Raw genomic sequence first — 12,537 nt, forward strand, 5'->3', positions numbered from 1 at the left:
TCAAAAGGAGTATAAATATAAAGTTAATAAGATAAAAATTATTTTGGGGTGCTATTATGAAAAAACAAAGCCAATTTAACATTGAATTGAATCAAATGCTTGATGAAGCGTTTGAGAATAGTAAGAAAAAAGTTGATCCAAAAGAATATAAAAAATATGATGATATATTATCAAGCCATCAGGAACTCGCTCGTTTTTATAGAGAAGAATTAAGATATCTAAAGAAAAAAAATTCTCAAGAAATAGTTTCTGTTACCTATACAAAAGGTGGGGAAACAATGTTTCACAGAGGATATTATTGCCCAAGTCTTGTTCATACATACATAGTTGGAGGGACGAAGCGAGGTAAATTACTAAAACGCTTTTCAAAAAAATTTTCATTTAAATATGGATTTGATAAGCTAGGAAAATTAATAAATGTTCAGAATAATGAGGAATTTGATGAGGAATTTCAAGAGTTTATAACCTATGACAAGAATATTGAAATTGGGATATCCGTCAGATATGACAATACTATATGGATGATTTCAAGGTGCGAATATGAGGACGGGAAACTACTTAAATACGAGAGAAGTAATTTTGATATGCCCTCGGAAGTATATATAGAAGAGTATAATTATAATGGCAATCAATTAGTGGGTGTTGAAACTGCCTCATACAGACCTTCAATTTGTTTATACGATAGACAAAAGTATGCTGTAAGGCAAAATAGTAATGGAGAAATTGTATACTTAAGAGGAGGCTTTTTGTTTAATGGTAAATGGCAAAATGATGAATACTTTTTTGATTAATTATTAAACTAACGGGTGCTCTACTTCAATAAGAAGTAGAGCATTTTTCTTATTGAACTAACGGGGCAGGTTAGTAGAACAAGAAAAATAATAATAGCGACTATATAGAGTGTCAGTAATCAGTGATTGGGGTAGTGATATGGGGAAGAAAATATGGTTATTAATTAATGAGAGTTTGAGTGTCTTAAAAAAGAAGACATATTCCCTTTAGCGCGGGGAATAAGTCTTCTTTGTCTTTTTTTATGCAATAGATGTGCTTTTTGTAAACATGTTGGTGGTACCCCATATAGTAATACAAAAAAAGCCCTCAAGAAAAAATAGTAAAGGTAAATGTAAGAGATACATTCTATTTCTTAAATGGAATATTCAACAATTCTGGAACTGTGACAAATTCATAGCCTTGCTCTTTCAGTTTTGGGATAATTTGGTGAAGTGATTCGATCGTATTCGTTCGATCTCCACCCGATTCTGCCCCATCGTGCATGAGAATAATCGCGCCTGGATGAATGTTGTCTACTACATTCGAAGCAATAACTTCCGGTGGGTCTTCCTGCCAATCCAACGAATCAACCGACCAGGCAATCACGTAATAGTTCATTTCCCTAAGCTTCTCGACTAATTCATTGTATAAGAAGCCATATGGTGGTCTAAATAATTTTGTCCGGTAACCAATAATGTCGTTAAGAGCATCTTCCGTTCTAGTTACTTCCCTCTCTAGGGTTCCGAGGTCGGATTCTTTGACAAGGTTAGGATGGGCGTAGGTATGGTTTCCGATTACATGACCCTCGTTTTGCATTCGCTTGACAATTTCAGGGTTAGCAACGGCTTTTGAACCTAACACGAAGAATGTTGCTGGTACATTGTACTGTTTTAATACATCTAATACATCATTTGAAAAACGTGGATCAGGACCATCATCAAAAGTTAAAGCAACTCGTTTTTGATCAGCAGGACCTTGTAAGAAAAATATTTCTGGATACCGTTGTTGTAAAATTCTTAGGTCAACAGGCTGCAGAGGATCCCGCCCGGAATTTTCAGATCCTCCTTTAAGGTCAGGTAAATCTTCTTCCGGATTATCTCGTATGTCCTCTTTCAACCATTGCCTCGATACATCTGCCAAGGGTCCCTCATTCGCATCAACAGTCATGATATCTGTTATATGCAAACAAAATAAAAACCCCGTAACCAACAACCACTTGAATATTCGTTCTTTCATCCATTCATCTCCTTTTTATATTGATACCCGTTTTAGCGATGGCTATTCTAACCTGAATATGTTTTTATTTCTCATAGTTGTTTAGCATAATAAAAATTTCATTTTTTGTTCAACTAACGGTTTTGTTGAACTTATTTAACTAAAGGGGCAGATTAGTTGAACAAACACATGATTTTTATGAACTGGGCAAGCTACCTTGACTGATAAAATAAGGTGGTTATTCAAATATGAAAAAAAAACAAATTACCTCTATTTTGATTTCACTCGTTTTGGTATTAACGTTTATCACTTCGGGAGTGATGTTGTCGAATACAGGTAAAGCTGAAGTTGAAAAAGTAAGTTCTGAAGAAGAGCATCCCGATTTTTATGATGTATTATTAGTTTTATTAGACCCTGAGGCTAGGAAAGTGATTAATAAGGAATATCCAAATCGTAGTTATGCACTCTGGAATGCAGAAATATTAGAAGTAAAACGACAAACTGGCGGGTATTCTCAATATGATTTTACTGTGAAAGTAAAATATGATACGTATACAGGTCCATTTAATCCACCTGAAGGTCCTATTACTATAACCTTTCATGTAACAACAGATGGAGTTTCAGTAGCGAAAATTCAAAAATGAGTCTTGATACAGCTTTGTATCCAATTCAACTAACAGGTGCTTTAGTACAAGAAGGATTACGCTCTTCCTAAGCTTACCTTGCTTTTTGCGAAAGGCTATTGATATCATAAGCTCAAGACGATATACTTGCGATTTTGCAAAAAAAAAACATCACACTAAGTAAAGGAGAACTATGTACACAATCAGCAGATTTTCACAACTATGCAAAATGAGTGCTCGCATGTTACGACACTATGACAAGGAAGAACTTTTGAAACCAGTACATGTAGATACAACAAACGGGTACAGATTTTATGAGAAGAATCAATTAGAAACGGCATTACTAATTAAGAAATTGAAAGAATATAGATTTTCCCTGCCTGAAATTAGAACGATTCTCCAGTCGTCAGACAGTACATTGTTTATAGAAATGATATACGCGAAAATAAATGAAATATCAAAAGAGATGAGTCGATATAGACAGATTATTACAGAAATGCATGAGATGATCGAAAAAAATGAGGATTTAATACAAGGAGAAAGAAAATCGTATGATATATTGCTTGGAATGCGAAAAGAGATTAGAGTCGTAAGTCAAAGATTACAGATTAATATTGATGACATGGACAAGTACATTGATTCCTTTTACGGTAAGGCAAAAGAGAGTAATATTCAGTTACTTAGTGTTCCGTCTGTCATTTTTTTTGATGAAGAGTTTACCCCTGACCACTGCGATATTGAATTAATGATTCCAATCATTCATAGGAATGACGAAAAAATATCAAGGGAATGGCAAATAAAAAAACTCCCCCAAAAGATTGTTGCTACTACCTTGCATATCGGAAGTTATGACTATATCGGATACGCACATATGGCACTTGAAGAATGGACAGAAAGCAACGGCTACTGCATGGATGGTCTTCCTTATGAAACCTACTTGAAAGGTTCAGAGTGTGACTGTCATGTAGAGGAGTATGTGACGCAAATTAGCCTTCCCGTCATCAAAAAAGAAATGCAATAATTGCTTGACTTTGACACTATGTCAAAGCTTATTCTACTTCCAAGAGAAAGCTATCACAACTTAAGGAGATCTTGGATATGAAAAAGATAATTGTACTTTGCGTAGGGGCTTTATTAACGGCTGGAATCATAATGGGGGGGTGTAATCCAGGTAAAGGTGAGGGGAGACAATTCGTGGAAAAGCAGCAAGTAGGTAAATACACAATGCCCGATGAAAGTAGCAAACATGAAGGTACGTGGTTGCAATGGCCCCATTCCTTTACATATGGTAAAGGCTATGAAGAAAAGATTGAACCAATTTGGATCGAGATGACAGCTGCCCTTAGTGAAGGAGAAAATGTTCATATTATCGCATATGATGAATATGAAAAGAACTATATTAATGATCTTCTGTATGATGAGGGCATAAATATGGACAAAATTGATTTTTATATTGTACCTACTGACGATGTATGGGCAAGAGATACAGCGCCAATTTTTGTATACGATAAAGAAAACAATCTGAAACTCATGGATTGGGGATTTAATGGATGGGGTAAGAAAACGCGATACAAAAAAGATGCATTAATACCAAGTGTTCTTAGCAAGCAGTTAGGTATGGAAAGAATTAATCTAAATAGTGTAGTACTTGAAGGTGGAGCATTTGAACTAGATGGTAATGGCACTTTTTTATCGACACGTAGTGCTGTTACTAATAAAAATCGAAACCCTAAATTATCAGAATTAGAAATCGAGGAGTATATGAAAGAAAATCTTGGTGCTAATAACTTTATTTGGTTAGATGGAGTGCCAAACCTAGATATTACAGATTTTCATATTGATGGTTTTGCAAAATTTCATGATAAGTCTTCAATCATTACAATGAAAAAGGATGATTTAGAAGAATGGGGTCTTTCCAATAAGGATATTAAAAAATTAATGAATGCAAAGAATGCCTTCGACAAGCCTTATCAGTATGTGTATTTACCAATCAGTAAAAATAATGTAATTTTAGATAATGGAACGAATTTAGAATACAAAGGTTCATATGTGAATTTTTATATTGGGAATACAGTTGTATTAGTTCCGAATTATAATGACCCTAATGACAAAATAGCAAACGATACAATCCAAAAACTATACCCTAATCGTAAGGTAGTTGGTATTGATGTAAGGGAACTTTATAAAGATGGTGGTATGATTCACTGTGTTACACAACAACAACCAGTCAATTTAAAGTGATAGAGTTTTTTACAGCGAATCAACATAATTGAAAACAATACTATCATTACAATTAATTCCATTTTTCAATATTGTTTACGAAGCAATAGATCAAAAAGAATTGCTTCTACTTTGCCCCTAGGGACAGCTTTACAGGTAGTATCCCTAATACACAAAATCTCGGTAAATCCTTGGCGTATAGAATACCGGTATTTTTTCTTCAGTATGTCGCTTAGCTTATATTTTCGTTAATATATTAGCGGTTGTAGTTTTGTAAAAAAGTTTGATTAAAATCATGGCACCTCTATAGATTTTTTAGAGGTGCCATGATTTTTTATGGGATCTTTATATTGATATCACTATAAAGATTGTGAAGAAATACACTTAAACTAACGGGGCAGGTTAGTTGAACAAGAAAATACAAATAAAAACCCCTAAATTAACAATTTAGGGATGAAAAATAAAATACAACGAACATTATTAAGATATGCACTTAGTAGATGTCTTTTGGTTCCAAGCAATTTAAGCAAGATGTCACATTACGACGATCTATTTTTACGACCCTTTACACTTAAACTAACGGTATTAGGAAAGTAAATTTTGAACTCAACGTTTAAATGTTTTTTTCAAAAGGAAGCCTAAATGATCTTAATGATTCTGAAGATAGATAATGAATTAAGGCAATGATTCCTCCTATAAAGTTTGAAATTAAATCTAAATCTGTATCTAATAAATTGGGTTGATTCTTGATAACTGGTTTATACAGTTCATCCTGCAAAAACTCAAATATTTCATAAAAACTACCTAATGGGGTACCGTCAGGAAAATGCGGATTTACAACGCTAAGTCTATTTTCCTGACGATTCTCCCGTTTTTAACAACGTTAAGAAAGTTTCAGTGGTCTTAAAGAATCTAATGAGATCACTTTCTCCCAGAATCCTTCAAGGCAATTTCAGTAACTGAACGAAATCGGAATGGATATTATTTTTGAAGAAAAAGTTTCCGGAGCAACAAAAGATCTTGTGCAACTTCAAAAAATGTTAGAGGATATACAAGAAGGTGACATCATTTATGTTACGGACTTAACTCGGATTACTCGTAGTACACAAGATTTATTTGAATTAATCGATAACATACGGAGTAAAAAGGCAAATTTAAAATCCTTAAAAGATACATGGCTAGATTTATCAGAAGATGATCCCTACAGTCAATTCTTAATTACGGTTATGGCGGGTGTAAACCAATTAGAACGTGATCTTATACGTATGCGGCAGCGTGAAGGAATTGAACTGGCTAAGAAAGAAGGAAAGTTTAAAGGTCTGTTAAAGAAGTACCATAAAAATCATGCAGGAATGAATTATGCAGTAAAGCTTTATAAAGAGGGGGATATGACTGTAAATCAAATTTGTGAAATTACAAATGTGTCTAAGGCCTCATTATATAGAAAGCTATCGGAAAGGAACAGTTGATGAGTTATACCAAAAAACGGAAATATATAATAGAAAATAAATTTCATATAGAGGTGGAATTATATGCCTAAAATTGACAATATGTTAGCAATTCTATGGATGCTTCGTTCAGGTGAAAAAATTACTGCAAAACAAATTTCAGAAAAGTTAGAGATGAATATAAGGACTGTGTATCGTTATATTGATACAATTTCAACAAGTGGCGTACCTATAATTTCAGAACCAGGACATAACGGTGGATACACTTTATTGAACAATTTTATTGAGGCTCCTCTTTTTTTTGATTTTGAGGAGCAAACTTCACTATTTCACGCTGCTGTTTTTGCAGAAGAAGCCGGATATTATGGAGGTGAAGCACTAAATAGGGCCATTTCAAAACTAAGTAAATACTCAAATCAAGAGCAGGAAACAAAGATAAACCAACATTTAACTAGTCTTGAAGTAATAAGTCGATTAAGTTCACTCTCTATGGAACTTTTTTTGAAGGAGTTGGAGCAGGCCGTAGCTGACGGGTACTCAGTAAAAATTCTTTACCATAAAAGTGGCGAAAAGCAATTAAATCATAGATTGGTCGATCCGTACAGAATTATCTATTGGAATAATAAGTGGTATGTGATTGGATTTTGTCATCTTAGGAATGATATCCGTAGTTTTAGAGTAGATCGAATTGAAAGTCTAATGCTAACCGAAAATAAGTTTAACCGGCCAGAAAATTTTTCAGCACGTGACTTTTTTATAAAAAGTCTTCTTCCAACTATAGAAGATAAGGAAGGGATTATTTCTTTAGTTATTGATGGGGATAAAAGTGTATTGGCTGATATTTGCCAACATTGGTTTTTAGGACATTATTTACAAGAACGGACTTCAAATCAAGCAGTTTTTCTTCTTGAAAAAGATATGATACATACATATGTACCTTATTTACTTTTACCGTACAATAAATCTATTAAAGTTATTGAGCCAATAAGTCTTAAGAAAAGACTTATTGAAGTTCTGTCGGAATTAATAAAATTTCATCAAGTATGATAACTTCCCTGACGTTAACTGTCAGGGAAGTTATATTATAATAGCTATATCAATTGTGATTGGAGTGTTATTGGTTGCAAACAAAAAAAGTTTTTCTATATGTATTTAATACAATGTCGGACTGGGAATATGGATATTTAATTGCTGAACTAAACTCAGGAAGATATTTCAAAAAAGATTTAGCACCTTTAAAAGTAATTACAGTAGGAGCTAATAAAGAAATGATTACTACTATGGGAGGACTGAGCATAAAACCAGATATTTCCCTTGATGAATGTACTCTTGAGAGTAAAGATCTTTTAATTTTACCAGGAGGGACTACTTGGAGTGAAGAAATTCATCAACCTATCTTGGAAAGAATTGGCCAAGCTTTAAAGCTTGGCACTATTGTTGCTGCAATTTGTGGTGCAACTGAGGGCCTCGCGAATATGGGATACTTAGATACTAGAAAGCATACAAGTAATAACTTAGAATATACTAAAATGGTATGTCCTAACTATAAAGGAGAAAAGTTCTATGAGTTAGGATCTGCGGTATCTGATGCGAATTTAGTTACTGCATCAGGAATAGCTCCTTTGGAATTTGCAATGGAGGTACTGAAAAAAATAGATGTATTTACACCAGATGCATTACATTCATGGTATAACCTAAATAAGACTCATAAACCTGAATACTTCTTCCAGTTAATGAATTCAATAAATAAATGAAGTAACTGAAAAGCTCAATTTCTCTATTTTGATTTGTAGAGAAGTTGGGCTTTTTAATTTGGAATTTCCTTATCGTTGTAAATCCGCATTTTCCTGACGATACCCCTATTAAGAAAGACATTAGAGGAATCTGGAAAAATAGGTAACAAAGTTGTACTGTTTATAAAAAAGTTGCATCGTTTTGCCCCTTTAGATATGTTTTGTCTAAAGGGGTTTCTGCTACAATATCTTTTTTAATCAACATGTTCTAGTTTAATAATTACTTTACGATTTATTACTAGGAATTATTTACACAGTACTTTTTACTCCTTATAAGTTTAAGTTCATATTTGATTTGCCACGCCCCATTTGCACATTTCCTCTAATATTGGCATTAAACTCTTTCCTTTTGGCGTTAAGGAGTATTCCACTTTTGGAGGAATTTGAGGGTATTCTTTTCTGTGAACAATTCCAGAGTTCTCTAGTTCGCTTAACTGAGAACTTAACATTTTGTGAGTGATAGCAGGAATTTTCTGTTTTAACTCTCCATAACGTAAAATCGTATCGGAAGATAATTCATACATTATTTTCATTTTCCACTTGCCACCGATTAACGATAATGTGAAGTCAAATGGTCTTTGTTTGTTGCGCCTCATAAAATTATTACTTGATTCTGGCAATAACATCACTCTCCTTTAAGTAAGTATCTAACAAAAAAGTGCATACTAGTTTTATTTGTATTCGAGTTTATAATTTAGGATGGGTTCATGAGTGTTTCAGAATTCTATAATAATTCTATTATAGATTCGACATATTACTTAATCAAATATAGTTGAAGGAGAATGAATAGATGTCTAAAGAACAGAAACTCATATTTAATACAATTGATTTGAGCGAGGATGAGATGTATAAATTGTTAATTGGCTCTGTGATACCAAGACCGATTGCATGGGTTTCATCAAAAAGTAAGGATGGCATTTTAAATTTAGCGCCATTCAGCTTTTTTACTGTGGCTTCTCGAAATCCACCAATACTTTTAATCTCAATAGGACCGGGCGTTAATGAACGAAAGGGAAGCATTAAGGATACGTTAACGAACATTCGTGAAGTGAAAGAATATATAATTAATATGGTACCTGAGCCGCTTGGGGAAGCGATGTATCGTTCATCGGCTAGTGTAGAGCCAGAGAAAAATGAGTTTGAGCTTGCAGGAGTGACTGTTCAGAATGGTAAACTTTTGAATGTACCAGCAGTGCTAGAAGCGCCAATCTCAATAGAACTTAAGTTAGACCAAATTATGCCTGTCGGTGGAGATTATCTAGTGCTTGGAAAAGTTGAATGTGTCCAAATAGATGAAGCAATCTATGCAGGAAACTATAAAATAGCAATCGATAAATGGAAGCCGCTTGCTAGTTTGGCAGGAGACTTTGCCGGACTAATGCCTTCATTTTCATATGGGCAGAAAGGTACATAAATCATGGTGCAGCATTAATTGTTATACTTAATTCACTTCGCTTACTAAGAATTAAGTAAAAAAGAGTGTGTAGCTAGACATTGGACAGAACCATAGTTAACGGTTCTGTCTTTATTTTTTTCGAGATATATTAAATAGTTATTATTATTTTTAGAGACTTTTCTATAGATCACTCGGAAAAAATGTAAAAAGACAATAAAGTTTAGACCTTTAATTCATTCACCTCTTTTGTTTTTAAATCCCCTTATAGAATAATGGTTTCCAAATGTCCTTGCTAATATTTTTTTAACTCTTCTTGTACTAAACTGCCCCGTTAGTTGAAGAAGGAAACAGTTTTACTAACTTCTTGAAGTAATACTATTGAAGCGATATAGGTTAGTTGAAGAGTGTTATTTAATTTATGTTCAACAATGGTCCAGTTTGTTTAGAATCCCTCTCAAAGAGAGTTAGTTATTTATATTAAGATATTCCGAGTGGTTCTTAACCATTTATCAAATATCAGTAAAATAATTTAGAAACGAAAAAAGGAAAGTACTAAAATGGAAAACGTATCAAATATAGATAAATTGGAATCAATAAAATCTTTACAATCGACAATCAGTAAACTCGAAAATGCCTTATAGTTTTGTCGACGTAACATTTGGTTAACATTCGCATGATAATTTACACTAAGAGATGAAGAGATGAAGAGATGAAGAGATGAAGAGATGAAGAGATGAAGAGATGAAGAGATGAAGAGATGAAGAGATGAAGAGATGAAGAGATGAAGAGATGAAGAGGTGAACGTTATGGTGAAAATTGTTGTCGTGGACGACGAACAATCAATTCGCGCATTGATTAGCTTATATTTAGAAGATGAAGGCTTTACAGTTATTGAAAAAGAATCTGCGCAAGAGGCCCTCGAATTTATGCTTGGTAATCCGGTCGACTGTGTCATTACCGATATTATGATGCCCGGCATGGACGGTTATAGTTTGAGCAAGGAAATCCGGGCGTTTTCCAACGTGCCGATGCTCATGATTACTGCGAAATCGGAGCAACAAGATTTAGTGCGAGGTTTCCACGCAGGCACCGACGATTATTTAACGAAACCGTTTGATCCCGTTGAAATGGTGGTGCGTGTCAAAGCATTGCTGCGCCGTGCAAACGTTGAGATGCATCAACAAATTCAGCTCGGTGATTTTACACTTAATCGGAAAAACTACACACTAAGTGACGGCCTGCAAAGCGAAGTATTGCCACTAAAGGAATTTGAGTTATTATTTTTATTTGCAACGAATTGCGAGCTAGTATTTACACGCGACCATTTACTCGAAAAAATATGGGGCCTTGATTACGAAGGAACGGAGCGTACAGTCGATGTGCATATTCGGAAAATTCGCAAGCGTTTAGAGAGTCTCGCTATCCCACTCGAAATTCAGACGCTGCGTAATATCGGCTATCGCTTAGGTGAACGCCATGAATAATCTCACGACACGCCTATTGTTAAACTTTATTATTACGCTAGCGATTAGCTTATGTATTGCGATATTTATTACGTTTCAAGTGATACCGAGCCATATTGCGAAGCAAATTAGTAACAATGTGCAAAAAATTGCGCAATCGGTTGAAGAACAACAACTATCAGAAGATGCATTCCAAAATGAGCTATTCCAATTTTCATTGACGAATATCAGTTATCAATCGATGGAGACGTTGCAAAATTCGCCGCTACTAAGCAATGTGTCGAAGAAAAAAATTCGCGAAGGCCAGGCAGTAGAAGGCGATGACACGTCGAAAGATTTAGTGTATATCTATCCTATTGAAATTCATAGTGACACGAAATATTTACAGTTTATTTTGAAACAGACGATTTTTAAAAATATGCTGAAGAGTGCATTTATTTTATTATCAAAGATTACGCTCTTCGTCGGCATCGGCTTAAATATCTTTACGTCGATTCAAATCGTGCGCCCGATTCGCAAGCTGAAGGAATATACCGCGCAGTTTGCAAAAGGAAATTTCACATTTAAACATACGAAAAACTATTCGAATGAAATTGACCAGTTGTACGAAAGCTTCGGGACGATGTCGAATGACTTAGAGAAAATGCTACAGTCGCAAAAAGATTTCGTGTCGAATATTTCGCATGAATTCCAAACGCCCTTGACTTCGATCAAAGGCTTTACAAAAGCGTTGCAACAAAAGGAAATGTCGCGCGAGAAGCAGCTTTATTACTTACGAATTATCGAGCATGAAAGCGCCCGTTTATCGCAACTAAGTCGTAATGTACTGAAACTATCGAGCTTGCAAAATGGTACGCAACCACTCGAAAAACGAACATTCGATTTAGCAGAGCAACTACGCCAAGTTATCATTTCACTTGAGCCGCACTGGGCCACCAAAGCGATTGAGTTTGATGTACAAATCGAGCGCAGTATCATTGAAGCAGATGAGTTACTGCTCTATCAAGTATGGTACAACTTAATTAACAATGCGATTCATTTTACGCCGGAAAATTGTAAGTTAGGGCTTACATTGCGCAGTGATGGTGAACATTACACGATTCAACTAGAGGACGAAGGACCTGGCATTGAGCAACCCGAACTAGATCGCGTTAAAGAACCTTTTTATAAGGCCAAAAATCAAAAATCGACCGGCAATGGCCTTGGCTTATCAATCGTCGAAAATATTGTGCGAAAACATCATGGTACATTCCAGCTTGAAAATTATGAACGTGGCTTACGAGTAACCGTTATTTTACCGCATAAAAATGAAGCGACCAACTAATCGGGTACTGACTCACTAAAATGAGACAGTGAATGTTTCAATTTGTGTATCATTTTTGATTCCTAACTCTTCTTGAATTTGTTTTTTCGGTACACCCGCTAACCTTCTTTCAATTGCCATCATTTTTAATTCATATGAATATACACGTTTTTTGTCCATTCAAAAGCACCTCCAAAGTGCTTTTTTATGTTGTCTAAAATATTTAGGTCAGTCCAATCGGTTGCTTCTTTTTTTATTATTTTCCGATTACGTAACATTGAGTTAACATTCGCTTTTTATGATAG

At 34.6% G+C, this 12,537-nt stretch carries 12 protein-coding genes and 1 pseudogene; 10 read left to right on the forward strand and 3 right to left on the reverse strand.

Going from position 1 to position 12,537, the window contains the following annotated elements:
* Positions 1 to 56 precede the first annotated feature (56 nt).
* Entirely contained in the window at positions 57 to 791 is a 735-nt protein-coding gene (locus tag MKY02_RS10040; RefSeq protein WP_340711123.1) for a hypothetical protein, read from the forward strand.
* A 346-nt stretch (positions 792 to 1,137) separates the two neighbouring features.
* Here MKY02_RS10040 and MKY02_RS10045 read toward each other — a convergent pair whose 3' ends face one another.
* Positions 1,138 to 2,007: a polysaccharide deacetylase family protein gene (locus tag MKY02_RS10045; protein ID WP_340711125.1), complete on the reverse strand. Its 870-nt coding sequence runs from the start codon at positions 2,005 to 2,007 to the stop codon at positions 1,138 to 1,140.
* Between the two features lie 227 nt (positions 2,008 to 2,234).
* Between MKY02_RS10045 and MKY02_RS10050 the strand changes: the two genes are divergently transcribed.
* The 6 genes and pseudogenes from MKY02_RS10050 (at position 2,235) to MKY02_RS10075 (ending at position 8,031) form a co-directional block, all read left to right on the forward strand.
* Entirely contained in the window at positions 2,235 to 2,630 is a 396-nt protein-coding gene (locus tag MKY02_RS10050; protein ID WP_051448644.1) for a DUF3888 domain-containing protein, read from the forward strand.
* Positions 2,631 to 2,802: 172 nt separating this feature from the next.
* Positions 2,803 to 3,630 (forward strand): MerR family transcriptional regulator, encoded by an 828-nt coding sequence (locus MKY02_RS10055; RefSeq protein ID WP_340711126.1) that lies wholly within the window; start codon positions 2,803 to 2,805, stop codon positions 3,628 to 3,630.
* A gap of 77 nt (positions 3,631 to 3,707) precedes the next feature.
* The gene (locus tag MKY02_RS10060; protein WP_038182233.1) at positions 3,708 to 4,850 is read left to right on the forward strand and encodes an agmatine deiminase family protein; all 1,143 of its coding nucleotides are present in this window, start codon (positions 3,708 to 3,710) and stop codon (positions 4,848 to 4,850) included.
* A gap of 899 nt (positions 4,851 to 5,749) precedes the next feature.
* Positions 5,750 to 6,298 (forward strand): annotated as a pseudogene (locus MKY02_RS10065) (recombinase family protein).
* 63 nt (positions 6,299 to 6,361) lie between these two features.
* Positions 6,362 to 7,324, forward strand: a complete 963-nt coding sequence (locus tag MKY02_RS10070; RefSeq protein WP_038182227.1) for a helix-turn-helix transcriptional regulator — start codon at positions 6,362 to 6,364, stop codon at positions 7,322 to 7,324.
* 74 nt (positions 7,325 to 7,398) lie between these two features.
* Complete coding sequence (locus MKY02_RS10075) at positions 7,399 to 8,031, forward strand: type 1 glutamine amidotransferase family protein (RefSeq protein WP_038182224.1); 633 nt, start codon at positions 7,399 to 7,401, stop codon at positions 8,029 to 8,031.
* Positions 8,032 to 8,354: 323 nt separating this feature from the next.
* Here MKY02_RS10075 and MKY02_RS10080 read toward each other — a convergent pair whose 3' ends face one another.
* Positions 8,355 to 8,666 (reverse strand): winged helix-turn-helix transcriptional regulator, encoded by a 312-nt coding sequence (locus MKY02_RS10080; RefSeq protein WP_038183171.1) that lies wholly within the window; start codon positions 8,664 to 8,666, stop codon positions 8,355 to 8,357.
* A 194-nt stretch (positions 8,667 to 8,860) separates the two neighbouring features.
* On the opposite strand from MKY02_RS10080, the gene MKY02_RS10085 reads away from it, so the two are divergent.
* The 3 genes from MKY02_RS10085 (at position 8,861) to MKY02_RS10095 (ending at position 12,253) form a co-directional block, all read left to right on the forward strand.
* Entirely contained in the window at positions 8,861 to 9,484 is a 624-nt protein-coding gene (locus MKY02_RS10085) for a flavin reductase family protein (protein WP_038182221.1), read from the forward strand.
* A gap of 788 nt (positions 9,485 to 10,272) precedes the next feature.
* Complete coding sequence (locus MKY02_RS10090) at positions 10,273 to 10,950, forward strand: response regulator transcription factor (RefSeq protein ID WP_038182219.1); 678 nt, start codon at positions 10,273 to 10,275, stop codon at positions 10,948 to 10,950.
* Positions 10,943 to 12,253, forward strand: coding sequence for a sensor histidine kinase (locus MKY02_RS10095; RefSeq protein WP_051448642.1), 1,311 nt, complete (start codon positions 10,943 to 10,945; stop codon positions 12,251 to 12,253). The genes MKY02_RS10090 and MKY02_RS10095 overlap by 8 nt, the downstream gene beginning before the upstream one ends.
* A gap of 15 nt (positions 12,254 to 12,268) precedes the next feature.
* Here MKY02_RS10095 and MKY02_RS10100 read toward each other — a convergent pair whose 3' ends face one another.
* Complete coding sequence (locus MKY02_RS10100) at positions 12,269 to 12,412, reverse strand: hypothetical protein (RefSeq protein ID WP_340711128.1); 144 nt, start codon at positions 12,410 to 12,412, stop codon at positions 12,269 to 12,271.
* Between the last annotated feature and the right edge of the window lie 125 nt (positions 12,413 to 12,537).

The organism is Viridibacillus sp. FSL R5-0888 (assembly GCF_038009105.1).
GTDB lineage: Bacteria > Bacillota > Bacilli > Bacillales_A > Planococcaceae > Viridibacillus > Viridibacillus arenosi.

Coding starts and splice junctions, on each gene's coding strand:
- MKY02_RS10050 (WP_051448644.1), top strand. CDS start 2,235: ATGAAAAAAAAACAAATTACCTCTATTTTGATTTCACTCGTTTTGGTA.
- MKY02_RS10095 (WP_051448642.1), top strand. CDS start 10,943: ATGAATAATCTCACGACACGCCTATTGTTAAACTTTATTATTACGCTA.
- MKY02_RS10060 (WP_038182233.1), top strand. CDS start 3,708: ATGAAAAAGATAATTGTACTTTGCGTAGGGGCTTTATTAACGGCTGGA.
- MKY02_RS10085 (WP_038182221.1), top strand. CDS start 8,861: ATGTCTAAAGAACAGAAACTCATATTTAATACAATTGATTTGAGCGAG.
- MKY02_RS10070 (WP_038182227.1), top strand. CDS start 6,362: ATGCCTAAAATTGACAATATGTTAGCAATTCTATGGATGCTTCGTTCA.
- MKY02_RS10090 (WP_038182219.1), top strand. CDS start 10,273: ATGGTGAAAATTGTTGTCGTGGACGACGAACAATCAATTCGCGCATTG.
- MKY02_RS10055 (WP_340711126.1), top strand. CDS start 2,803: ATGTACACAATCAGCAGATTTTCACAACTATGCAAAATGAGTGCTCGC.
- MKY02_RS10100 (WP_340711128.1), bottom strand. CDS start 12,412: ATGGACAAAAAACGTGTATATTCATATGAATTAAAAATGATGGCAATT.
- MKY02_RS10040 (WP_340711123.1), top strand. CDS start 57: ATGAAAAAACAAAGCCAATTTAACATTGAATTGAATCAAATGCTTGAT.
- MKY02_RS10045 (WP_340711125.1), bottom strand. CDS start 2,007: ATGAAAGAACGAATATTCAAGTGGTTGTTGGTTACGGGGTTTTTATTT.
- MKY02_RS10080 (WP_038183171.1), bottom strand. CDS start 8,666: ATGAGGCGCAACAAACAAAGACCATTTGACTTCACATTATCGTTAATC.